General features: G+C 63.0%; 18 protein-coding genes and 2 pseudogenes. 6 read left to right on the top strand and 14 right to left on the bottom strand.

What is annotated here, in order from left to right; all coding sequences use genetic code 11:
• Positions 1-112: 112 nt before the first annotated feature.
• A complete protein-coding gene (locus ACF0H6_RS08690; protein ID WP_395249247.1) occupies positions 113-1075 on the bottom strand; it encodes a metallophosphoesterase in 963 nt (320 codons plus the stop codon).
• A pseudogene (locus ACF0H6_RS08685) lies at positions 1068-3357 on the bottom strand (transglycosylase domain-containing protein). Before ACF0H6_RS08685 ends, ACF0H6_RS08690 begins: the two are co-directional and overlap by 8 nt.
• Before the next feature lie 37 nt (positions 3358-3394).
• On the opposite strand from ACF0H6_RS08685, the gene ACF0H6_RS08680 reads away from it, so the two are divergent.
• Genes ACF0H6_RS08680 through ACF0H6_RS08670 form a run of 3 tightly spaced genes read left to right on the top strand, consistent with a single transcriptional unit; the run spans position 3395 to position 5018 of the window.
• Positions 3395-3550, top strand: a complete 156-nt coding sequence (locus ACF0H6_RS08680; RefSeq protein ID WP_395249246.1) for a hypothetical protein — start codon at positions 3395-3397, stop codon at positions 3548-3550.
• Positions 3551-3552: 2 nt separating this feature from the next.
• Positions 3553-4089 carry a RidA family protein gene (locus ACF0H6_RS08675; protein ID WP_395249245.1) on the top strand — a complete coding sequence of 179 codons (537 nt, stop codon included), beginning with the start codon at positions 3553-3555 and terminating at the stop codon, positions 4087-4089.
• A gap of 17 nt (positions 4090-4106) precedes the next feature.
• Complete coding sequence (locus ACF0H6_RS08670; RefSeq protein WP_395249244.1) at positions 4107-5018, top strand: NUDIX hydrolase; 912 nt, start codon at positions 4107-4109, stop codon at positions 5016-5018.
• A 106-nt stretch (positions 5019-5124) separates the two neighbouring features.
• Here ACF0H6_RS08670 and ACF0H6_RS08665 read toward each other — a convergent pair whose 3' ends face one another.
• Positions 5125-5802: a Crp/Fnr family transcriptional regulator gene (locus ACF0H6_RS08665; protein ID WP_395249243.1), complete on the bottom strand. Its 678-nt coding sequence runs from the start codon at positions 5800-5802 to the stop codon at positions 5125-5127.
• Between the two features lie 258 nt (positions 5803-6060).
• Between ACF0H6_RS08665 and ACF0H6_RS08660 the strand changes: the two genes are divergently transcribed.
• On the top strand, positions 6061-7245 hold the full coding sequence (locus ACF0H6_RS08660; RefSeq protein ID WP_395249242.1) for a MarP family serine protease: 1185 nt from the start codon (positions 6061-6063) through the stop codon (positions 7243-7245).
• Positions 7246-7361: 116 nt separating this feature from the next.
• Here ACF0H6_RS08660 and aroQ read toward each other — a convergent pair whose 3' ends face one another.
• The 5 genes and pseudogenes from aroQ to ACF0H6_RS08635 form a co-directional block, all read right to left on the bottom strand.
• Positions 7362-7826 carry a type II 3-dehydroquinate dehydratase gene (gene aroQ / locus ACF0H6_RS08655; RefSeq protein WP_395249241.1) on the bottom strand — a complete coding sequence of 155 codons (465 nt, stop codon included), beginning with the start codon at positions 7824-7826 and terminating at the stop codon, positions 7362-7364.
• 106 nt (positions 7827-7932) lie between these two features.
• Positions 7933-10112, bottom strand: a pseudogene (locus ACF0H6_RS08650) (alpha-galactosidase).
• Between the two features lie 116 nt (positions 10113-10228).
• Positions 10229-11581: an ABC transporter substrate-binding protein gene (locus ACF0H6_RS08645; RefSeq protein WP_395249240.1), complete on the bottom strand. Its 1353-nt coding sequence runs from the start codon at positions 11579-11581 to the stop codon at positions 10229-10231.
• 78 nt (positions 11582-11659) lie between these two features.
• Positions 11660-12616 (bottom strand): carbohydrate ABC transporter permease, encoded by a 957-nt coding sequence (locus tag ACF0H6_RS08640; protein WP_395249239.1) that lies wholly within the window; start codon positions 12614-12616, stop codon positions 11660-11662.
• An 11-nt stretch (positions 12617-12627) separates the two neighbouring features.
• Positions 12628-13569, bottom strand: coding sequence for a carbohydrate ABC transporter permease (locus ACF0H6_RS08635; protein ID WP_395249238.1), 942 nt, complete (start codon positions 13567-13569; stop codon positions 12628-12630).
• Between the two features lie 220 nt (positions 13570-13789).
• Between ACF0H6_RS08635 and ACF0H6_RS08630 the strand changes: the two genes are divergently transcribed.
• Both ACF0H6_RS08630 and ACF0H6_RS08625 read left to right on the top strand, forming a co-directional pair.
• Positions 13790-14992 (top strand): Gfo/Idh/MocA family protein, encoded by a 1203-nt coding sequence (locus ACF0H6_RS08630; RefSeq protein WP_395249237.1) that lies wholly within the window; start codon positions 13790-13792, stop codon positions 14990-14992.
• 13 nt (positions 14993-15005) lie between these two features.
• Positions 15006-16025 carry a LacI family DNA-binding transcriptional regulator gene (locus ACF0H6_RS08625; protein WP_395249236.1) on the top strand — a complete coding sequence of 340 codons (1020 nt, stop codon included), beginning with the start codon at positions 15006-15008 and terminating at the stop codon, positions 16023-16025.
• Between the two features lie 43 nt (positions 16026-16068).
• Here the strand turns inward: ACF0H6_RS08625 and ACF0H6_RS08620 are convergent, their stop codons facing one another.
• Genes ACF0H6_RS08620 through ACF0H6_RS08595 form a run of 6 tightly spaced genes read right to left on the bottom strand, consistent with a single transcriptional unit; the run spans position 16069 to position 21958 of the window.
• On the bottom strand, positions 16069-16860 hold the full coding sequence (locus ACF0H6_RS08620; RefSeq protein WP_395249235.1) for a DeoR/GlpR family DNA-binding transcription regulator: 792 nt from the start codon (positions 16858-16860) through the stop codon (positions 16069-16071).
• A 29-nt stretch (positions 16861-16889) separates the two neighbouring features.
• Positions 16890-18923 carry a beta-galactosidase gene (locus ACF0H6_RS08615; protein WP_395249234.1) on the bottom strand — a complete coding sequence of 678 codons (2034 nt, stop codon included), beginning with the start codon at positions 18921-18923 and terminating at the stop codon, positions 16890-16892.
• Positions 18924-18929: 6 nt separating this feature from the next.
• Positions 18930-19580: a carbohydrate ABC transporter permease gene (locus ACF0H6_RS08610; protein WP_395249233.1), complete on the bottom strand. Its 651-nt coding sequence runs from the start codon at positions 19578-19580 to the stop codon at positions 18930-18932.
• A complete protein-coding gene (locus ACF0H6_RS08605; RefSeq protein WP_395249232.1) occupies positions 19577-19840 on the bottom strand; it encodes a hypothetical protein in 264 nt (87 codons plus the stop codon). Before ACF0H6_RS08605 ends, ACF0H6_RS08610 begins: the two co-directional genes overlap by 4 nt.
• The gene (locus tag ACF0H6_RS08600) at positions 19837-20841 is read right to left on the bottom strand and encodes a carbohydrate ABC transporter permease (RefSeq protein ID WP_395249231.1); all 1005 of its coding nucleotides are present in this window, start codon (positions 20839-20841) and stop codon (positions 19837-19839) included. The genes ACF0H6_RS08605 and ACF0H6_RS08600 overlap by 4 nt, the downstream gene beginning before the upstream one ends.
• A 10-nt stretch (positions 20842-20851) precedes the next feature.
• Positions 20852-21958, bottom strand: a complete 1107-nt coding sequence (locus ACF0H6_RS08595; protein WP_395249230.1) for an ABC transporter substrate-binding protein — start codon at positions 21956-21958, stop codon at positions 20852-20854.
• Between the last annotated feature and the right edge of the window lie 225 nt (positions 21959-22183).

The following is a 22183-nucleotide window of genomic DNA, read 5'->3' as shown; positions in this document are numbered from 1 at the left end:
ATCCCGTGACCGGTTTCACAGCAGCATTGCGATGCGTGATGGGAGGTATTGGGAACCGGGACATGCTGAACCTTGGCCCGCGCCGATGAGCATGCTCAGTGGAGTGGAGTACCTAGGAGCGAGCGGTCAGGGTGAGGAGTACCGCTTCGGGTTTGCACGCGATCCGTACTGGGGCGAAGCGGGAGGTGCCGATGCCGCCGGAGACGTTGACCGGCGTCGTACGTCCGTTGTTTTCCCAGCCGTGGAGGCCCTTGGCGCGCCACGTGGGAAGGTCGCAATTGGAGACAAGGGCGCCGTAGCCGGGGATGCAGATCTGGCCACCGTGGGTGTGTCCGGCGAGGATGAGGTCCGCGGAGTCGTCCGTGAAATGGTCCAGGACCCGTTGGTAGGGAGCATGGATGACGGCAACGCGCAGGTGTGGGCGGGAGTCCTGTCCCACGGTTCCGCGTGGCCAGCCGGCGTAGCGCTCGCGTTTCAGATGAGGGTCATCGACGCCGGAAAAGTCGAAGCGGATCCCGTTGATGGGCAGGGACTGGTGCCTATTGGTGAGATCGATCCAGCCGGACATCCCGAAGCCCGAACGCAGGCGCGGCCAATCGAGCTCCACCGGATTGCTCTTGACCCGCGATGGCCCAAGGAAGTACGTGGCCGGATTCTTGAATCGAGGGGCGTAGTAGTCGTTGGAACCGGGGACGAAGACGCCCGGGAACTTCAACAGTGGCTGCAGCGCATCCAGCAGGGGAACGACGGCGTGGGGGTGGCTCAGGTTGTCGCCGGTGTTCACCACGAGGTCGGGTTGGAGCGACGCAAGTGAACGCAGCCAGTCGGCCTTCTTGTTTTGGCCGGGGACATAATGGATGTCGCTTATGTGCAGCACCCGGACGGGAGCCGAACCTTCGGGGAGGATAGGCAAAGTCTCTTCGCGAAGCACGAATTGGTTCTTTTCCCAAAGGCCGTAGGCAACTCCGGCGGCGCCTGCGGCAGCACCGGCACTTGCAGCTACGGCAAAGCCGCGTCCGATGCTTCGGACGCGGCTTGCCAACGATGCAATGGCGGGCTTGGAGCCGCTAGCCATTCTTGTTTCCGTTTCCGTTTCCGTTCCCGTTGCTGCTCGGCTGGGTACTCGGAGAAGTGTTGCCCGGGGTGGTGTTGTTCGGCGTCGAAGGCTTGTACGCCGGGGGATCGAGCAGGTTCGACGGCGGTGCCGGGAACGGGTTGGTCCCATAGGCAGGAGCAATCTGGGACATGTAGTTGGAGAACTGCGGACCCGCGATCATGTAACCGTCAATGCTCGGATAGAACTTTCCGTTGACCGTGATGTTTCGGCCCTGGCGAAGCTGGCTGCCGAGGGGATCGCCAAACCAGCTCGCGGTGGCGAGGCCCGAGGTGTAGCCGACCACCCAAGTGGAACCGTTGGAGTCGTTCGTGCCGGTCTTGGCGGCGATCGGGAAGCTGGTCTTGGTGGAGATGCGGGGCTGGATCAGCGAGCCGGAGCCCTGATTCAGGACCTCCTGCATGGCATAGGCAACGCCGTGTGCGACCTCGGGAGTAACAGCGTCCCGGCAATTGGGCGACTGGGCGGGCAGCTTGGCACCTGTCTGGTCCGTCACCGCGGTAATCGCGATGGGCTCACAGTATTTGCCGTTGTTGGAGAAGGTTGCCATGGCGCTGGCCATGGTAAGCGGCGAAGTCTGTGTGGAACCGATCAAGTTACCCAGTGTGGTCATGGGAACCTTCGGATTGGCATCGGTGACTGCCCCGGACTTGTCGCGAACAGGGTTTCCGCCGTGGATGCCCACAGCGTCGACGATCTTCTGAATGCCGCAAAGGTCCAGTTGCGATGCAGAGGCAAAGGTCGCGGTGTTGATCGAGTTCATCAGACCATAAAGCACCGTCATGGAGCGGTAGTGGGTCTCGTCCGAGTTTTGGAGGTCATAACTACCAGCGACGTTGCCGTCGTAGAAACCACTTTCGGGGGTGGGACAGGTGTTCCGCCAAGGGAAACCTTGCGGGTACTTGCGGACCGTTGCGTTGATGGTGGTATTCATCGACTTGCCCTCATTGAGCCACTCGGCAAACGTGAAGGGCTTCATCGTGGAGCCGGGCTGGAATCCACCCAAACCGTTAAGGTCGTTGCCTTGTGGATCGACCACGTCGACATTGAAGTTCTGTGTCTGATCGAACTTCCCGGCGGCGGGCAGCCACACGGTGTTCTGGGCCATGGAAACAATCTTTCCGCTGCCCGGTTGGACCGAGACGATGGTGGCGCCCCACTTATCCGGGTTGGCGCCGGTAGTGGCATCGACCTGGGCTTGGGCCGCGTTCTGGGCCTTGGGATCAAGAGTGGTCTGGATGGTCAGGCCACCGCGGGAGACGCGATTGTTGCGTTCTGCGGCCGTAGCACCGTAGGCCGGGTTGTTCAAGAGCAAGTGCAGTACGTAGTCACAGAAGTACGGAGCCGTAGCTGCATACGCACAACCTTGGCGAGGCTGCGTGACCTTGGTGGTTACCGGCGTCGCGATGGCTGCGTCGTAGTCAGCCTTCTTGATCTTTCCCTGGTCCAGCATGAGGCCGAGTACCAGGTCGCGACGCTGTTTCGCGTGGTCCGGGTTCGCCACCGGGTCGTAGTAGGACGGGCTGTTCACGACGCCCGCGAGCAAGGCGGCCTGCGGCAAGGTGAGGTCCTTGGCGCTGGTGCTGAAGAAGAGCCGCGAGGCGGCCTCGATGCCGTAGGCGTCCTTGTTGAAGAAGACGATGTTGAGGTAACCCTCAAGGATCTGCTGCTTGGAGAACTTCTTCTCCAGCGCGATGGCCAGCTTCATTTCGCGGAGCTTGTCGCCCACGCCTTTGTTGACGCCGTTGAGCTTGACGTCGGAAGCCTTGTTCTGGGAAACGAGGGACTCGTTGATGACGTTGTTGACGTACTGCTGGGTGATGGTGGACGCACCCTGCTGCTTTCCGCTCGCTGTGCTCACGATGGCGCGCATGATGCCGGTGGCGTCGATGCCCCCGTGCTGATAGAAGCGGCTATCCTCGACCGCGACGATCGCGTCCTTGATGAACGGGCTCATCTGGTCGAGTGAGACCCGCGTGCGGTTCTCAGAGTAGATGGAGGCGATCTGGCTGCCGTCCGCGGCCAGGATGGTGGTCGCCTGGCTGGGCGGATTCACCTGAAGCTCCGCCGGCAGCGTGTCAAAGAATTGAATGGACCCGCTGGCTGCACTGCCTGAAACGGCGGCCGCTGGGACGAGCAAGCCCGCCACCAGGTACACCGCAAACTGCGGCCACACCAAGGAATCCGAGGATCTTTCCGAGGGTGGTGGCAGTGTCGAATAGAGGGTTCCTACGAGTCACCATGTTCTCCACTTTACCGGCAAGGGCTAGTCTTTCTTTCATGACCAAATGGGAGTACGCAACGATTCCGCTCATCATCCACGCCACAAAGCAGATTCTGGACCAGTGGGGAGAGGATGGCTGGGAGCTCGTCCAGGCTGTCCCGGGACCCGATGGCAACGGACTTGTCGCATACTTGAAGAGGGAGAAGCAGTAACCATGACAACCCCCGCAGAAGCCACCATTGGCGCGGATTCCACAGCTCCGGCATCCGCCGTCGAGCAGCGCCTCGCAGAGCTGGGACTGACCCTTCCCGCTGTTGCCGCTCCGGTGGCCGCCTACGTGCCGGCTGTGGTGTCAGGCAACCACGTCTACACCTCCGGGCAACTGCCCTTTATTAACGGCAAACTTGAAGCTACGGGCAAAGTTTCCAGCGGCGACGAGGGCCTTTCGGACGAGCCCACCGTGTCGCCGGAAGATGCCCAGAGGTACGCAGCCGTCTGTGCGGTCAATGCTTTGGCCGCGGTCAAGAGCGTCATTGGAGACCTCGACCGCATCACCCGCATCGTGAAGGTGGTCGGCTTCGTTGCCTCGGACGTTTCATTCACCGGCCAGCCTGGTGTCATCAATGGTGCCTCGGAACTCCTCGGGCGTGTCTTCGGCGATAAAGGGCAGCACGCGCGTTCCGCCGTCGGCGTTGCGGTCCTTCCGCTCGACTCACCCGTTGAGGTCGAGTTGATCGCTGAATTCAGCTAAGGAACCGGTTCACTCAATTGTCACAACTATCCCGACGCTTGTTTGCGTTGCCCCCCGAACTTGAAGGGGCTGCACGGAACTGGCTTCAGCTCGGCGAACCGACACCCCGCGCCGCGCGTTTTGCATCATCTGTTGTTCTGCTCCGTGATTCGCCCACCGGTGTGGAGACTTGGCTGGGTTACCGCCCGGGGTCCTCGCCGTTGGGTGTGGTCGCGTTTCCGGGCGGGTCGTTGGAAACCGCCGACGACGACGCTCTCGGCTGGCTCGGCCCCTCGCCTCAGCATTGGGCTGAGACGCTAGGGACCGCCGACGTCGGACTTGCCCGCCGCCACGTGGTGGGCGCAATCCGCGAACTGTTCGAGGAAACCGGCGTTTTGTTGGCTGGTCCGGACTTGGCCTCCACAGTGGAGGCAACGTCTTCGCCCGAGTGGATGAAGGCCCGCGAGGCCGTAGCTGCACAGGACAAGTCGTTCGCGGATGTGCTGGCCAAACGTGGCTTGTCGCTACGCACGGACCTGCTCAAGCCCCTCGTGAACTGGCTCAGCCCGGACTTTGCGCACCGGCGGTTCAACACCCGCTACTTCGCAGCAACGCTTCCCGTGAATCAGCAACCGTCATTGCTCGCGAGCAAGGGCGTCTGGGGCCGCTGGGTGTGTGTTCCGAAACTCATGGCGGAGCGCGGGACCGCGGTCCTTGGCGACGAAATAGGCCAGGAAAACACGGTTGGCTTGACGCTGGGCCAATTGCTGGTGCCTGGTTCGGAGATCATTCTCGAAAAGATGGCCGCGGCACAGGGCTGCATCGCGTACCTCAGTTACAAGCGAAAGCCGCACGTGTATCAACCGCGGCTGGTTGAAGAGGACGGCATGCTCATGCTCGAAGTCGAAGCAGCCCGGACGGTTTCAGGCGAGCCGCAGCGGGAGCGCTGAGTCGGCCCCAAAATACCTGGCGACACGAAAAATGCCTGGCGCCACGAAAAATGCCTGGCGACACCGGAATTCCGGGGGCGCCAGGCATTTTCTGTGTCGCAGGAAATTAACGGGAGCGCTGGCGGAGGCGCTGCATGTCCAGGATGACCACTGCACGGGCCTCGAGGCGGAGCCAGCCGCGCTGGACGAATTCAGCGAGGGCCTTGTTGACGGTCTCACGGGAAGCGCCGACCAGCTGGGCCAGTTCTTCCTGAGTGAGCTCGTGGGCGACCAGGACGCCGTCGGTCGCGGGACGGCCGAAGCGGTCCGCGAGGTCAAGCAGCGCTTTGGCGACACGGCCCGGGACATCCGAGAACACGAGGTCGGACAGGGAGTCGTTGGTGCGGCGCAAGCGGCGGGCAAGTGCCTGCAGCAGCTGTGCGGACACCTCGGGGCGGGTGCGCAGCAGGGCGTTGAGGCTATCGTTCTTGAGGCCGGCCAGCCGGGTCTCGGAAACGGCCGTCGCCGTCGCGGTGCGCGGGCTGGGGTCGAACAGGGCCATTTCGCCGAAGAGCTCGCCCGGGCCGAGGATGGCCAACAGGGATTCACGACCGTCCGGAGAAGTGCGGCCGAGCTTTACCTTGCCTGACACGATGAAGTAGAGCTGGTCACCCTGATCGCCCTCGCGGAAAACAGACGCTCCGCGGGAAAGGTCCACCTCTGTGAGTTCGTCTGTCAGCAGACGGAAAGCGTCGTCGTCAAGGGTGGCGAAGAGGGGTGCGCGGCGCAATACCTCGATGTCCATGAAATCTCCTGAGTAAAAGTTCGGCTGTGGCGCTTCAGCCATTGTTTCAGAATTTTGTCGCGTCTGTGACGTACTTGGCAGCTGAAACGCCCTAAATCACGCGGAAGAGGCCCAAACTCGGGCCTCAATCGGCCGGGATTGCTCCATTGGGAGACCGCTCTGCGATGCGGTTGGTAGCTGCTTCTCGATGGCATTGTGAGGGGAAGCTGTCACTCTGTGCATCTACAATTGGGGCTTACCCGGCTGTGAGGAGCTTTGGTGTTCGGCTTGACCATATTGGACCTGGCGTTGATTCTGACGCTGCTTTCCTACCTGATCTATGGCCTGCGCAACGGCTTCTTTGTGACGCTCGGCGGAATCGCCGGCTTCGCTGCAGGAGCCGCGGCTGCCTTCATTGCTGTGCCGCTCGTCGGCGACTGGGTGAAGGACAGTGACTGGCGGCTGACGGCGATCATAGGCTCGGCGGTGGTACTCATCGTCCTTGGGCACGGACTCGGCACCTGGATCGGGCAGAAAGTCCGCAAAGCCGTGCGCATCCAGCCATTGCATGCTTTGGACCGCGTGGTGGGTGGTGTGGTCAGCCTGGTTGTCGCGGCACTGGTCATGTCCATGTTGGCGTTCAGCATCGGCTCCCTGGGTGTGCCGTTCGTCTCGCAGCAACTGGCCGATTCCAAGGTGATCCGCTTCATCGACACCATGACGCCAACACCCGTCAAAGCCGGCGTGGCGCAACTGCGTTCGACAGTCATGGGCAATGGCATTCCACAGCTCATCGAGGGCATCGGGCCCGTGGCCCCTATCGCGGTCCCGAACACGAGCACCGACACTCCTGCGCTCAACAACGCGGCCCATTCCGTGCTGAAGATTGCGGGCACGGCGTACCAGTGCGGGCAGAACCAGACCGGCTCGGGCTTCGTCGTCTCGCCCGGCCGGGTGGTCACTAATGCGCACGTCGTGGCCGGCGTGTCGCAACCCGTCGTCGAAGTTCCCGACGGCGGTGCGTTACCCGGCCGAGTGGTCTACTTCGACAGCCAACGCGACCTCGCGGTGCTCGCCGTCGACGGCCTTCAGACGGCTCCGCTGCCGTTGAACGCCGATCTTCCCGCCGGCTCCGCCGCAGCTTTTGCGGGCTACCCCCACGGCGGTCCTTTCCAGTCCAAACCGGCTGCGGTGGAGGGCATCTCCACCCTGTTGGTGCCCGATATTTACGGCAATAACCCCGCACCGGAGCAGGTCTACAAGATTGCCGGCGACGTACAGCCGGGCAACTCGGGTGGTCCGCTGCTGACGACCGAGGGCAAGGTTGCCGGGGTGGTCTTCGCCAAGACCACTTCGGACGTGGCCGTGGGGTACGCCCTCACCATGGACGAGCTCTCGCCGGTGGCCGCGCAGGCAGGATCCTTGAACACTGCCGTGTCGTCGGGCCAGTGCACCAAGAAGTAGCCCCACCCACCTAGGGACATGCTCAGCGTTGGGTCTGAGCAGTGGACATAGTGGGTTTATGTCCAGTGCTGGCCGCGAACAGGGGGCATGTCCCCGGGGGAGGGGCGGGTTGGGCGCTAGAGCGCGGTGGCGAGGTAGTCGATGGCCAGTTTGTAGCCCTGGACTCCTGCGCCGATGATCACTGCGGAGCACACCGGTGAGAGGTACGAGTGGTGCCGGAATTCCTCGCGCTGGTGGACATTGGTGATGTGGACCTCGACGGCGGGGAGCTGCACCGCGGCGAGGGCGTCCCGCAGTCCCACGGAAGTGTGCGTGTATGCGCCCGCATTGATGACGATCCCGACGGCGGTCCCGCGCGCGCCGTGGATGGCGTCGATGAGGTCACCCTCGTGGTTGGACTGGACGCAGTCCACTGTGAAGCCGTGGGCCTCGGCGGCCGCCATGGCGAGCTGTTCGACGTCGGCCAGGGTGGACGTGCCGTACTTTTCCGGCTCGCGCGTCCCCAGAAGGTTAAGGTTGGGGCCGTTGAGGACGAGGATGGTGCCGCGACCGGCTTCGGCGGCGGTGGGAGCTTCAGTCATGACTCCCAATCTATAGGGGTGCGAGGCTTGCCCGGCGTTTCTTACGCTTCCGGGCAAGCGTAAGAAACACCGGGCACAACCCCCTTAGACCGCGCTGACGCGCACGTTAGACCGCGCTCACCCGAAGCAATACCGCGTGCTCCGGGTTCAGGACCGGCAAGGGAAGCCCGACCTCTGCCAGGAACCGGCCGGTTGCCTCAGCCCCGGCAGGCAACCAAGCTGGCGGCTGCACCTGGGTGAAAGTACGGGCATAATCGGCGTCGCCGGGGGTCGGGAAAATAGCCTCCACCTTGTAGGTACGCTCGGGATCGAGGCCCGGAATGGCCACCCGCCCGGGTTGTTCGGTAAACGACGTGCGCGTGCTGACGACGGCGAACAGAGCCGACCCGCCGTCGTCGGACACTACGCCGTGAAGCATCAGCGAGTCGTCGGGGACGTCCGCACGGACCATTCGTCCGCTGTGGATGAGTCCCCGGTGTTCCTTGTAAAGGGCAATGAAGCGCTTGAGTTCCTCGCGTTCCGCCCCCTGCACCTGGCGGACGTCCCACTCCATGCCGAAATGTCCGAAGAGCGCAGTGATGGCGCGGAAGGAGAGATCGTGGGTGCGGCCCGTGGTGTGCGAAGTGGTGGGGCCAATGTGGCCGCCAACGAGTTCCGGCGGAACCACAACGCCCGTCCAGCGCTGGATGGTTTGCCTCTCCAAGGCGTCGTTGCAGTCCGATCCCCAGATCCGGTCGGTCCGTTCGAGGATGCCGAGGTCCACCCGGGCACCGCCTGAGGAGCAGCTTTCAATCTCGACGCCGGGGTGGGCCTTGCGGAGCTCGTCGAAGAGCCGGTAGGCAGCCAGGGTCTGCTCGTGCACGGAGGCGCGGCCGGCGTGCCCGTGTTCGGTCAGATCCCGGTTTTGGTCCCATTTGAGGTAGCGGATGTTGTTTTCCCGCAGCAGGGTGTCGATCCGATCGAAGATGTACTGCCAGGGCAGCCGGGTTGACGAGGTCGATGATGTGCTGATGGCGCCACTCCAGGGGAATCCGGCCGCCGTCTTTGTGGGACAGTGCCGCGGGGCCTACCACCCAGTCAGGATGGGCGCGGGCAACATCGGAGTCCAGGTTGATCATTTCGGGCTCCACCCAGAGCCCGAATTCCATGCCGTGGGAATTGACGGCCTCGATCAGGGGAGTCAGGCCTTCCGGCCAGAGGGTTTCGTCCACGTACCAATCACCCAGCCCGGCGTGATCGTCGCGGCGCCCGCGGAACCAGCCGTCGTCGAGCACGAAGCGCTCGACCCCCAGATCGGCAGCAGACTCCGCGAGTTCAATCAAGGTGTCCAGTTTGTGGTCGAAATACACCGCCTCCCAGGTGTTCAGGACCACCGGGCGGGGCTTACCCGCGGGAAGTCCCGTGGAAGCCGCGGGAAGGACGTGGTGCGGACGTGACCGGAACCAGCTGTAGAAGGCTTCGCTGATGCCGTCGAGTCCTCGGCCGGAATACGCGGCAAACAGAGCAGGGGTCGTGTAGCTTTCGCCCGGCTGGAGGACCACTTCGGCCGGCCCTAGGAGCTCAGAGCCGCCGATCATGGTGCGGCCATCGGCTACGGTGTCGGCGAATTGTTCGTGGTTGCCACTCCAGGCCAGATGGGTGGCCCAGACCTTCCCGTGGCGATTGCCGAATCCGGCGGTGCCCGCGGCGAAAAGCAGCGAGGAATCGTGGCCCGTGCGGCCGTGGCGTCCCGTGCGCACCCAGGTGCCCTGTTGGACGGGACGGCGCTGGGGGTGGCGTTCGCGGCACCAACGCCCAGTGAGGTCAAGGAGTTCGACGGCGTCCGGCCCTACCGGGAGGACCGTGGCCAATTCATCGAGCTGGAACGGGGTCGTGCCGTCGTTGACGGCCGTGTGGCGCAGTTCGAGAAGGCCGCCAGGGTGCAACGCGAGGGTGGACGTTACGGTGATTCCGGCGTCGGGATCCTTCTGGAGGACGACGGCGGAACTGCCGTCCGCTTGGACGTCCACCACGCGGAGGCGGACCGAAAAGTCCAGGCCCGGGACGCCGTCGGCGACTCTGTGGCCGCGCAGGCCTGGGCGGCCTTGCCATGCAGAGGAGCCTTGGGGGAGCAGCGCTGCCGGTACCGTGACGTCGGCCGCGGAGTGCGGGATGGGATCTCCCAGGACTGGCGAGGTCCGGAAGGACCTCGCCTAAATCGGCTCCCCAATGGATGACCTCGGCCTCTCCGTTGTTGAAGCTGACCACCAGGCTTGTGCCGGCGGAACGGAGGTGGAGCGGTTCCATGGGCTGTTCTCTTTCAGGAGTAGTTGCGATGCAGAGGTGTTGCGTGGAGGGAAGAGTCCGGATGCCACCGTCAAAGGAGTGAAGCGGCGGCGCCCGGACTGGTATGGGATCTGGTGCTACTTGAAGAGGCTATTGACCTGGTTGTTGGCATCAGACAAGGAGCTGGCTGGCTTCTTGCCGCTGAGCACTGCGTCCCTTGCGGGCTTCATGATGCCGTCAACTTTGGCAGCCTTGTCCGCGATGGGGAAGAGGAACGTGGTGCCATCTTTGACCTGGGTGGTGAAAGCCGAGACATCAACACCCTTGGCCGCGAATGCCTTAGCTGCCAGGTCGGAGGACGTGGAAATGGCGGGGAACACCACTGCCTTACTGGCTACGACATCCTGGCAGGCAGAGGAAGCGAGGTATTCGACCCACTTTGTGGCTCCTGCGGGGTTCTTGGTGCCGGCCCAGATGGAGTCGGCCAGGCCGTTGAACATGCTGGCACGCTTGCCGCTGGGACCAACCGGGGTGGGTGCGAACGAAGTCTGGATGCCCTTGTAGCCGGTGTACTGGCCGATCAACCAGTCACCGGTGGTGTTGATGGCGGCTTTGCCGGCGCCGAAGTTGTCGGCCATGCTGGCGCCTACTGTGGTTTCAAGCTTGGGCATGTACCCCTTGTCCACCAGTCCGGCCCACCAGGCAATGGTGCTCTGGAACTTGGGGTCATCGTAGTTGAACGTGGTACCCCATGGATTCTTGTCCGTGGCGGTCCAGCCAGTAGTTGCTGCGAGGAAGCTCCACTCGGTCTGACCTTGGCCGGAACCGCTGGCCGCAAGGCCCAGGCCGTAGACGGCCACGTTGTTCTTGTCGAAGCCGGCTTCGTCACCGCGCTTGCCGTTCTTGTCCACCGTCAGGTGGGCGATTGCCTTCTCGTAGGTTCCGCCGTCCTGGGGGTTCCAGGTCAGGGTGGCCATCTGCTCGGCGGTGATGCCCGCGGCGTCGGTCATCGCTTTGTTGTAGAAGAGCCCAACGGTGTCCCAGTCCTTGGGAAGACCGTAGCGCTTGCCGTCCTGGCCCACCCAGAGATCGGCAAGGCCCTTGTTGTAGCTGTCCAGCTTGACGCCGTCCTTGGCTACCGCGTCGTCGAGGGCCAGCAGTTGCTTCTTGGAGGCGAACTCCGGGTACTTGGACACGTGGTCCGTGAACACGTCCGGGGCCGTTCCGGCGACGAAGCCGTTGGTTAGCGTGGTCCAGTAATCGTCCCAGCCCCGTTGAGCGATTTTGATGTTGATGCCCGGGTTGGCCTTGGTGAAGTCGGACGCGCACTGCTGGTATGCGGGCAGCTGGTTGGCATCCCAGAGCCAATAGCTGACGTCGCCCTTGCCATCGCTGGAAGCAGAGGTCGAGCCGCCGCAGGCGGTGAGTGATAGCGCGGCGGCTGCAGCGACTGCGACGGCAGCTGCAACGGTGCGGGTGGATTTCTTCATGGTGGACCTTTCGAGGGTTGCGATAGTGCGGGGGCGTGTTTTGGTGAGGGTGTTTGGCGGAGCTATTTGATGCCGGAGCTACTTGATGCCGGAGAAGCCGATGGAGTTGACCACCTTTTTGCCGAATGCGATGAAGAGGATCAGGACAGGCAGCGCCGCGACCAGCGTGGCTGCCATGAGCCCACTCCAGTCCGGTGCGCCTTGCGGGGACTGGGACTTGAAGACACCCAGGCCGACGGTGAGGACGCGGACGTTCTCGTCCTGGCCCACCAGGAGCGGCCAAAAGTACTCGTTCCACTGGCCGATGAACGTCAGCAGCGCCAGGGTTGCGAGAGGGGCGGCGGCGTTGGGGATCACGATCTGGAAGAAGATCCGGAGGTGCTTGGCGCCGTCGAGCATTGCTGCCTCTTCTACTTCGCGGGACATGCTCAGGAAGAACTGGCGCAGGAAGAAGATGGCGAAGGGCGTCATGAACATGAAGGGCAAAGCCAGCCCGGCGAAGGTGTTGAGCAGGCCCAGGTTCTTGATCATCAGGAAGTTGGGCAGTGCCGTGAAGATCGGCGGGACCATCATGGTGGCCAGGAACACGGCGAAGACCTTGTTCCGGCCCGGCCAGCGCAGCCTGGAGAACGCGTAGGCGGCCATTGCGCTGAAGAACACTTGGCCGGCGGTGGTCAGGGTGGCGAAGATGATCGAGTTGCGCAGGTAGAGCCAGAAGTTGATGTCGGCTCCGGATCCGCCTTCGGCTATTGCCTGCTCCGGGCTTTGGAGCCCGAAGACGCGCTGGAATGCACCCCAGCTGAAGTCCGCAGGGAGGAGATTGCCGGCGTTAGCGGCGAGCGAGTGGTTGCTGGACAAGGCCGTCCGAAGCATCCAGTAGAACGGCGCGATGGTGACGCCGACGGCGATCACCACGAGGACCCAGGCGCCTGTGCGGCGCCAGTTGATGGGTTTGCGGGGACTGCGTGATTGCTGGGAGCCGACGACGGCGGGAGCGGACTCGAGCGAGCGGCGGGAATTGGTGGAGGTACTCATGGCGGGGTTCCTTAGTCCAGGTCCGTCTCGTTGCCCTTGAGGAACTTCATCTGGATGAAGGCCACCAGGGCGAGAATGATGAAGAGAATCACGGACAGCGCCGAGGCATAGCCGAAGTCGGACTCGCCGAAGGCTCTCTGGTAGATGTACATCTGGATGACACGGGAGGCGTTGACGGGTCCGCCGCCCGTGGTGACGGCCACGGTGTCGAAGACTTGGAATGAACCGATGACGGTGACCACCAAGACCAGGACCAGCACTGGGCGAAGGAGCGGCATGGTGATGCTCCAGAACGTCCGGGTGGGGGATGCGCCGTCGAGGTTGGCAACCTCGTAGACGTGGTGGGGAATCGATTGCAGGCCGGCGAAGACCAGCAGGGCCGTGTAGCCCATGTGCCGCCAGACGTTGACGAAGGCGATGGTGGGAATGGCCCACTGCTCGCTTCCAAAGAAGGCGATGCGGGGCAGGCCCAACCAATTGATGATCTCGTTGACGATGCCCAGCTGGTAGTCGAGCATCCAGAACCAGAGCAGCGCGACGATGACGTTGGCTACCAGGAACGGGAGAAGCAGCGCGCCGCGGATGAACGTCGATTTGGCCACGCGGTGCATGAGGAGTGCCAGTCCGATGGCGATGACGGTCTGGAACCCGATGTTCAGTGCCACGTACTGGACGGTGACGCCCATGGCGTTCCAGAACAGATCATCAGTGAAGATCGCAGTGTAGTTCTTGAGGCCGATCCATGTGGGATCGCCCAGGATGCTGTACTCCGTGAAGCTGAGGTAGATTCCCCGGATGGTGGGGACCAAGAAGAAGAGAACGAAGCCGATCATCGCGGGGAAGATGAAGAGCAGTGCGATCTTCAGGTCACCGATCCGGCGGATGCCGAACCTGGATTTTTTGCCCGAGTCGGGCGGTGCGGCTTGCGCCGCGGGTTTGGTAAGGGTGGTCATCTTCGACCCTTTCCTGACTGTGATGTGGGTTACAACTGCATGAAATCTACACGAGTAGATCTGAAAGGGTCAAGTAGTTCTGTTAAGTTTTGTTCGCTTTTTTTGGATTTATTGCGTTTTGTTGACTCGAGTAGATCGCAGTGATTCACTGGTCTGGATCGCTCGTCGGGCCTCTTTCGGCGCTACGGGAAGCCACCAACACATCATCGAAGGGCTAACAATGACGTTTTCAATGGGAGTAGTAGGTCTGGGCCAGTTCGGGGGCCAATTCGCCCACCTCTTCAAGCTCCATCCCGGAGTCTCTGCGGTCTACGCCGTGGACGAGCGCCCCGAAAGGGCGGCCAAAGCCGTTGAGCAACTGGGCCTGGACGGAACACTGGATAGCTTCGACGCGTTGCTGGCCTCCGACGTCGACGCTGTCGCGATCTTCACACAGCGCTGGACCCACGGTCCCTTGGTGATCAAGGCGCTTCGCGCCGGAAAGCATGTCTACTCCGCCGTTCCCATGGCAATTTCCGAGGACGAGATCGCAGGAATCATCGAGGCCGTGCGTGAGACCGGGCTCGTCTACGCCATGGGCGAGACCAGCTACTACAACCCTGCCACCGTGTATGCCCGCGATCAGCACGCCGCCGGCAAGTTCGGCCGCATCTTCTACACCGAAGGTGACTACGTCCACGACATGGACCTGGGCTTCTACGATGCTTACCAGTACAGCGGCGGGGACCGCTGGAAGGAAACTGCCAGCTATCCGCCCATGCTGTACCCCACCCACGCCATCGGTGGCGTGCTGGGAGCCGTGCCGGCCCACGCAGTGAGCGTCAGCTGCATCGGAGTGAAGGACGATCGCGGCGACGGCGTCTTCGACAAGGACGTCAGCATGTTCAACAACGACTTCTCCAACGCCACCGCGCTCTTTGAAATGAACGACGGCGGCGTGATGCGGACCAACGAAATGCGCCGCGTGGGCTATCCCTCGCACATTCGCGAGTCCCGGTTCCGCTTCTTCGGCACCGAGGCAAGCTTCGAACAGCTGGCCACCACCACGTTGTGGCAGGACAAAAAGGGAGTGGAGGACGTCTCGGAACAAGTGGAAACCAAGCCGAGCATGTCCCCTGATGACCCGTCGCTGGCGGACGTCGCCCCCGAGCTTCGGGGTGCCTTCATCTCCGGCCTGGCTCCCGTGCACGACGCCGGGCGCCTGCCGGTCGAATTCCACGGCGCTCCCACTGGTCACGAAGGCAGCCACCAGTTCCTGGTGGACGACTTCGTCACGGCCGTCAACCAGGGAAGCCTCCCGCCGGTCAACGCGTGGGTGGCAGCCCGCTTCACGCTCCCGGGCGTCGTGGCACACGAGTCTGCCCTCCGCGCAGGCGAGCGGCTCCCCATCCGCGATTTCGGCGATGCTCCGGAGTCTTTGTAGCTAGCATGATCGAATGAGTACTTCGGCAGTGCACACCCCGGGCGGACCTGTGACGCGCAAAGACGTGGCCCGGTACGCCGGGGTGAGCACCGCCGTCGTAAGTTATGTGGTCAATGGGGGTCCCAAGAGGGTGGCGCCGGCCACCGAAGCCAAGGTGCAGGAAGCCATCCGGATCCTCGGTTATCGGCCCAACGCCACCGCCCGTGCGCTCAAAATGGGATCCAACCAAACCGTTGGCTTGGTGATTCCGGACTCCAGCAACCCATTCTGGGCGCTGCTGGGGCATGCAGTGGAATTGGCCGCCGCCGAGCGGGGATATGCCCTGCTGCTGACCAATTCGGACAACAAACTGGACACGGAACGCCAACACATCCGCAACCTCGCTGCCCGGCAAGTGGACGGTGTGGTCCTTGCAAGCGTCATGTTTGAACCCGATTTGATGGAACTAGTGGGGGCCGGAATCCCTTCGGTCCTGCTTAACCATGCCTTGGCAGCTCCCGGCTTCAACAGCGTGGGCGTGGACCTTGAAGCCGGTGCCCGCCTGGCCGTGGAACATTTGATCAGCCACGGCCACACGAACATCGGGCTTGCCATGGGAACTACGGCGGACAACGCGGCCGACGGAAGGGAAAGGGGTTGGCTGCTTGCGCTCCAGGCCGCCGGCTTGCCGGAAGGTCCCCTGGCCCGGAACCGGTTCGACCGCCCCGGTGGGTACGCCGCGGGGCAGCGGCTTCTTGCGTCAGAGAACCGTCCGACGGCGATCTTCGCCAGCTCCGATATGCAGGCAATCGGGGTTCTGCGGGCCATCCGCGAGGCGGGGCTCTCCGTGCCGGAGGATATCGCCGTCGCGTCCTTCGACGGATCGGTTGAGGCCGAATACAGCTGGCCGGCGCTGACCACCGTAGAGCAGCCGGTGTGGGAGATGGCCGAGGCCGCCGTCTCCGCGTTGGTAGGTGAGGCCCGCGACGAGCCCCCGCAGCACAGGCTCTTCCCGACCCAGCTGCGCATCCGGCAGTCGTGCGGGTGCCCCTAGAGCCCGCCCGCCTAGCCGCCGCCCGCCGAGCCGCCAGCCCTGGTTAGGGAGCGGGTTGGGGTGTTGCGATCCTGAGCTTGCCGACCCCTTCCGCGAGGATGCGCCGGGCATCCTCGCCGAGGTGGGAGTCCGTCACAAGTACGTCGGCTTCTTCCAGTCCGGCAATCGAAGCAATGCCCACCGTGCCCCACTTGCTGTTGTCCGCCAACACCACCACGTTGCGGGCCGCACTGATGAATGCCCGGTTGGTTTCGGCTTCCTGCAGGTTCGGCGTGGTGAATCCGGCGTCTGCGTCCATGCCGTGGACGCCAAGGAAGAGCATGTCCAGATGCAGCTGTTTAAGGGCGGCCGTGGCAATGGGACCCACTAAAGCGTCCGACGGCGTGCGCTCGCCGCCCGTCACGATGACCGGGAACCCTTGGCGGGAACCGGTGGCATTGTGGAAGAGATCCGCGATCCTGATCGAGTTCGTCACCACCGTGATCCGCGGGCCGTCCAGGAGTTCCTTGGCGAGCTCGTACGTGGTGGTCCCGGCGCTCAGGCCCACCGCCATTCCCTCGTGGACGAGGGTGGCGGCGTCAACGGCGATTGCATGCTTCTCGTCGATCAGTTGGGTGGACTTCAGCTCGAATCCGGGCTCGTGGGTCCTCGCATCGCCGGGTATCTTGGCCCCGCCATGGATGCGCTCGACGAGTCCGGACTCCTCCAGCGACTCAATGTCGCGCCGGACAGTCATGGCGGAGACACCCAGCTGTTGAGCGAGGTCCGAGACACGGACAACCCGCTCCCGCTGGACGGCGTCGACAATGGCGGTGTGGCGGGCTGCCTGAAGCATCGGGGCCTTTCTGGATTGTTTGCGGTTGGCTAGCGGGAAGACTCGACGACGGCGACGCCTCCGGCAGTAAGGTTCAGCGTACCTCCGGTGGGTGTCCCGCTCAGGAGCTCGACGCCGTCGAGCGGCATCTCCACGTCCTGGCCGCTGTGGTTGATGACGAAAGTCCAATCCTTGGCGCCGTTGCTCCTGCGGACAATTTCGACGTCTTCCGGCGGCTGGACGCCGAGGACCGGCTCCACGCCGGCATCTGCGCAGATGGTTTGAACAAGCTCGCCCAGACCGGCAACGCCCAGGCTGGTGGCGACGTAGTAGGCGGCCCCACGGCCGCCCGATCCACCCCGCCGCGTCACCGCGGGAGATCCGCCGACGACGCCCCCGAACGTCGCGAGAACCTCGGCGCCGGTCGCCTTTCCCAGTTCGCTCCACAGCGTTCCGGAACCGAACTTGCTCAACTCCACGGTGTCCCCGGAACGCAAGGGGAAGAATTCCTCCATACTCACACCGAGCAGCTCGGAGAACGCCCCGGGATAGCCGCCGCCGTTGACGGGGTCCATCCGGATGTGGTCGTTCTGGTCCACGATGCCGGAGAAATACGTGAGCACCAAGGTTCCACCGGACTCCACGAAACGGTGGAGGTTGGCGGCTCCCTCATCCGTGACGAGATACAGCATGGGCGCGATCACCAGCTTGTAGCCGGAAAGATCGTCGGTGCTTTGCCGGATGTCCGTGGTGACGCCTGCCCGGTAGAGGGCGTCGTGCCAGCGCCGCGTTTCCGGGATGCTCCGGGCGTCCTCGCTGGGGTGCGAGTCCAGCTCGGTGCCCCAGCGGGCATCGGTGTCGTGGATGATGCAGGCTTCCGCCTGGACCATGGAGCCGGCCACGTCCGAAATGCTCTCGAGGACATGGCCAAGCTGCACCACTTCGCGCCACACTTTGCTGTCCCGGCCAGCGTGTGGCACCAGTCCGGAATGGTACTTTTCAGCCCCAGCCCGGGAAGCGCGCCACTGGAAGAACAGCACGCCATCGGTTCCGCGGGCTACGTGCTGCAGCGAGTTGCGCAGCATTTCACCCGGCACTTTGGCGACGTTGCGGGGTTGCCAGTTCACTGCCGACGTCGAGTGTTCCATCAGCAGCCACGGTTTGCCCTGTGCCCAGCCGCGGGTGAGGTCCGCCGTCATGGCCAGTTCCTGGAAGTTCCGTTCGTCGGCAGCAATCAGGTAGTGGTCATTGGAGACGACGTCCATGTGTCCGGACCAACGCCAGTAGTCCACAGGAGCGTTCAAGCCCATGTTGAAGCCCATGAAATTGGTGGTCACGGGGTGCTTCGAATGCGCCCTGATGATGTCCGCCTCCGCGGTGAAGCACTCGAGGAGCGCATCGGAGGAGAACCGCGCGAAATCCAGTTGTTGCGTGGGGTTCACCCAGGTTCCGGAGCGGCGCGGCGGCAGGATCTCGGCCCAGTCGTAGTAGTGCTGCGACCAGAACGCCGTGCCCCACGCTTCATTGAGGGCGTCCAGGCTGCCGTACCTATCCTGGAGCCATTCCTGGAAGCCACGCTCAGCGTGGGGACCGAAGTCCGGTTGATTGTGGCAGCCGTACTCGTTGTGGACATGCCACATTACGACGGCGGGGTGGCCCTCGTAACGCTGCACGATCGCCGTCGTGAGGGCTGCTGCCGCCCGGCGATAGTCCGGCGAGCACGCTGCGAAGGCTTGCCGCGAACCGTAGCTTTGCCGCACGCCGTCGGCATCGACAGGGAGCGAATCGGGGTACTTGCGGCTGAACCACGCCGGGGGAGAGGCGCTCGCATTCGCGAGGTCCACGCTGACGCCATTGGCGTGAAGCAGCTCAAGGACTTTGTCCAGCCAGCCGAACTCGTAACGGCCTTCCTCCGGCTCGAGCAGAGCCCAGCTGAAGATGCCGACGCTCACCAGGTTCACCCCGGCTTCTTTCATGAGCGCGACGTCGTGTTTCCAGACCTCCTCGGGCCATTGCTCAGGGTTGTAGTCCCCGCCGAAGGCGATCCGCCCGCCCAACTTGTCGACAATGTAATCCATGGCCATGCGTCTTTATCCTTTGCTGGAACCGAGCGTGAGACCGGCCACGAATTGGCGCTGCAGCACGAGGTAGATGATCAGGGTGGGTATCACGGTGATGGTGGCACCCGCCGCGAGCAGGTTGTAGTTGCTGAGGAACTCGCCCTGCAGGTTGTTGATGGCAGTGGTGACGGGCAACCGGTCACCGCTTTGAATGAAGAGCAACGGCCAGAAGAAATCGTTGTAAATGAAGATGACTTCCAAGGTGCCCAGCGCGGCGAGGGCTGGCCGGCACAGCGGCAGGATGATGTTCCAGTACTGCCGCCAGATCCCCGCGCCGTCCACCAGCGCGGCTTCCGTCAGGTCAGGCGAAAGGGCCTTCATATAGTTGGACAAGACAAACGTGCAGAAGCCGATCTGGAACGCGGTGTCCACGGCGATCACCGAAATGTAGGTGTTGAGCAGGTTGCCCGAATCGCTGAAGGAGTAGGGCAGCGTGAGGTGCTTGAACATCTCGAACAACGGCGCTGCAAGAACCTGCGGGGGGAGCAGGTTTCCTGCCGTGAACATGATCAGCAGGGTGATGTTGAACTTCCAGCTCACCCGGGAGACGGCGAACGCCATCATGGAGGCGAAGAGCAAAGTCAGCAGCACTGCGGGGACGGTGATGATGACGGAGTTCACGAGGTACTTCGAGAATCCGCCCTGGGTCGCACCTGGACAAAATTGTCGAAGTTGAAGGTGCCGCCAAAGCTGAAGTAGCCGAATTTGTCCGTATCAGCCTTGGGGCGCAACGCCGTGAAAAGGGCCCATCCAAGGGGGATAAGCCACATGACGGCCATGACCGTCAGGAAGATGTGGGTCCCGTAGTGCCGTTTGCCGACGTTCCGGGACTCTTTAGCGGCCGGTGTTGTGCGCGGAACCCGGTTGGCGAGGGTGCTCATGCCTTGTTCTCCTTTCCGAAAGTGCGGCTGAGGTAGAAGACGATCGGGATCAGCGAGATGACCAGAAGGATCACCGCGAGGGCGGACCCGACGCCGATCACTTGGCCTTCGCCCACCAGGTTCTGGATCACAAGGGCGCTGATCAGTTCAAGGCCGTTGGTGCCGCGGTTGATGATGTACACGATGTCGAAGGCACGCAGCGACTCGATGATGGTGATCACCACAATCACGATGTTCACCGGGCGCATGGCCGGGAAGACCACGCGGAAGAACGTCTGCGCGGCGTTGGCGCCGTCGATCGACGCCGCTTCCCTCAACGAGGGGTCCACGCCTTTGAGCCCGGCTAAGTACAGGATCATGACGTAGCCTGCGTGCCGCCATGTGGCTGCAACCAGGGCTGCCCAGATGTTGACGTTTGAATCCCCGAACCAGTCAACGGCCTGCGGCGTACCCGCGGTGCCGAGGAGGTAGTTCAGGAGTCCGCTGTCGCGGTTGTAGAACAGCTGCCAGATGATGCCGATCAGGGCGAGGGACAGCATGACGGGGGTGAAGAAGACGCTCTGGTAGATCTTGGTGCCGCGGATTTTCTGGTCAAGCAGCACAGCGAGCAGCAGGCCGAGGGGCGTGGCGATCAGGGCCAGGAAGACGAGCCACAGGATGTTGTGCTGCATGGCCGGCCAGAACGGGGGATAGTCCTGGACCACGAAGCGGTAGTTGTCCGTTCCGGCGGATCTGAGGTCCTTCAGGTCCAGGCCGTTCCAGCGGGTGAAGCTCAGGGCAATCGAGAAGAGCGTGGGCAGCCAGACCAGCAGCAGCTGGATCAGGGTGGGAATGCCCACCATGATCGAGAGGACGATTTTGTCGCGCCGGGTGAGGCGTCGGACTTTTCCTCCCCTGCCGGCTCGCCTGCCGGTGCCGGGGCGACCCTTGCCGGCCGTGGTTCGCCCGCCTGCGCCGGGTTCGCTGTCCGGTGCGGCCGGTTTTTCGGCGGTAGTACTCATGGGGTTTCCTTCAGTTTGCAATAAGGCGGCCCGACGACGGCGGGCGGTGCCGCCGTCGTCGTACCTGTCCTTGGGGTGCCGGTACGGAGTGCGGCGACCGACGGGGTCGCGTTACCGTTGCGGCAGCTACTGGGCGGCGTAAAGGGTCTTTGCCTGCGCTTCGAGGTTCTTGACGTCCACGTTGCCGTCCTTGATGAAGGACTGCAGCGCAGGGATCATCACGTTGTTGGCCATGGCGGGGAGAGCATCGCGGGTCCAGGAACTGGCTGATGTACTTGGCATTGGCGATGGTGTCCGCGCACTTTTTGTTCAGCGGGCTGAACTTCGAAGTGTCGGCACCCTTGGCGGTAGCGATGTTGGATGTGTCGACGGCCGCGTAGGCGTTCTGGCCTTCGGCGGATCCCATGAACGCCAGGAAGTCGTGAGCAGCCTTGTTGTCGCCGCCCTTCTTGGACAGGAGCAGGCCGTCGATCGGGGCCTCCACTGCGTCGGTCCCTTCCATGGCGATTTCAGGGAACGGGAAGAAGTCGATGTCTGCGAGCACCGCGGGATCCGTGAACTGCTGGGTCACGAAGGAGCCCAGCAGGTACATGCCGGTCTTCTTGGCTTCGAGGGCCTTGGCGGCGTCCTGCCAGGTCTGGCCGAGCGCTGCGGGGTCTTGGAAGGGCAGAAGGGCCTTCCACGTATCGAAGACGTTGCTGACTTTCTTTTGGTCCCAGCTTTCTTTGTGGGCGGTCAGATCAATGTGGAATTGGTAGCCGTTGAGGCGCATGTTGATGTAGTCGAACGTGCCCATGGCGGGCCAGCCGTCCTTGTCCGCGAAGCCGATGGGGATGATGCCGTCGGACTTCATCTTGGTGGCGAGGGTCTTCAGTTCATCGAAGGTCTTGGGGACTGCGTAGCCCTTTTCGGCCCAGAAGCTCTTCCGGTAGAAGAAGCCCCAAGGGTAGTTGTAGTTGAGGACCAGGTACATTTTGCCGTCCGGCCCGGTGGAGGCCTTCTTCATGGCGTCGGAGAAGTTGCTGCCGATCGTAGACCACACGTCGTCCACCGAGAGCCAGGAGTCCCTTGCCCGCGTAGTACTGCATGCGGTAGCCGGCGAGCCAGGTGAAGGCATCGTCCGGGCTGCCCTGGAGATAGGAGTTGATTTTGTTCTGGAAGTCGTTGTGCGGAACGACGTTGGTGGCCACGGTGATGCCGGACTTCTTTGTGAACGCATCGGTGACCGCTTTGTAGGCGTTCTTGGGGACATCGTCCGAGGAACCCGAGCCGAAGGTCAGGCTATTCGAAGAGGTTCCGGAAGCCGGTCCGGAACTGCCGGTGCAAGCAGCCAGCAGCGGGA

Origin of the sequence: Arthrobacter sp. NA-172 (assembly GCF_043952055.1) — a bacterium.
Taxonomy (GTDB): Bacteria; Actinomycetota; Actinomycetes; order Actinomycetales; family Micrococcaceae; genus Arthrobacter.
The sequence above is the reverse complement of the archived record's forward strand: the minus strand, read 5'-3'. Positions and strand labels throughout refer to the sequence as shown.

Excerpts from the sequence above, each read along its gene's own strand:
- ACF0H6_RS08690 (WP_395249247.1), bottom strand. The coding sequence starts at position 1,075 with ATGGCTAGCGGCTCCAAGCCCGCCATTGCATCGTTGGCAAGCCGCGTC.
- ACF0H6_RS08680 (WP_395249246.1), top strand. The coding sequence starts at position 3,395 with ATGACCAAATGGGAGTACGCAACGATTCCGCTCATCATCCACGCCACA.
- ACF0H6_RS08675 (WP_395249245.1), top strand. The coding sequence starts at position 3,553 with ATGACAACCCCCGCAGAAGCCACCATTGGCGCGGATTCCACAGCTCCG.
- ACF0H6_RS08665 (WP_395249243.1), bottom strand. The coding sequence starts at position 5,802 with ATGGACATCGAGGTATTGCGCCGCGCACCCCTCTTCGCCACCCTTGAC.
- aroQ (WP_395249241.1), bottom strand. The coding sequence starts at position 7,826 with ATGACTGAAGCTCCCACCGCCGCCGAAGCCGGTCGCGGCACCATCCTC.
- ACF0H6_RS08645 (WP_395249240.1), bottom strand. The coding sequence starts at position 11,581 with ATGAAGAAATCCACCCGCACCGTTGCAGCTGCCGTCGCAGTCGCTGCA.
- ACF0H6_RS08640 (WP_395249239.1), bottom strand. The coding sequence starts at position 12,616 with ATGAGTACCTCCACCAATTCCCGCCGCTCGCTCGAGTCCGCTCCCGCC.
- ACF0H6_RS08635 (WP_395249238.1), bottom strand. The coding sequence starts at position 13,569 with ATGACCACCCTTACCAAACCCGCGGCGCAAGCCGCACCGCCCGACTCG.
- ACF0H6_RS08630 (WP_395249237.1), top strand. The coding sequence starts at position 13,790 with ATGACGTTTTCAATGGGAGTAGTAGGTCTGGGCCAGTTCGGGGGCCAA.
- ACF0H6_RS08625 (WP_395249236.1), top strand. The coding sequence starts at position 15,006 with ATGAGTACTTCGGCAGTGCACACCCCGGGCGGACCTGTGACGCGCAAA.
- ACF0H6_RS08620 (WP_395249235.1), bottom strand. The coding sequence starts at position 16,860 with ATGCTTCAGGCAGCCCGCCACACCGCCATTGTCGACGCCGTCCAGCGG.
- ACF0H6_RS08615 (WP_395249234.1), bottom strand. The coding sequence starts at position 18,923 with ATGGCCATGGATTACATTGTCGACAAGTTGGGCGGGCGGATCGCCTTC.
- ACF0H6_RS08605 (WP_395249232.1), bottom strand. The coding sequence starts at position 19,840 with ATGAGCACCCTCGCCAACCGGGTTCCGCGCACAACACCGGCCGCTAAA.
- ACF0H6_RS08600 (WP_395249231.1), bottom strand. The coding sequence starts at position 20,841 with ATGAGTACTACCGCCGAAAAACCGGCCGCACCGGACAGCGAACCCGGC.
- ACF0H6_RS08595 (WP_395249230.1), bottom strand. The coding sequence starts at position 21,958 with ATGCCTTCACCTGGCTCGCCGGCTACCGCATGCAGTACTACGCGGGCA.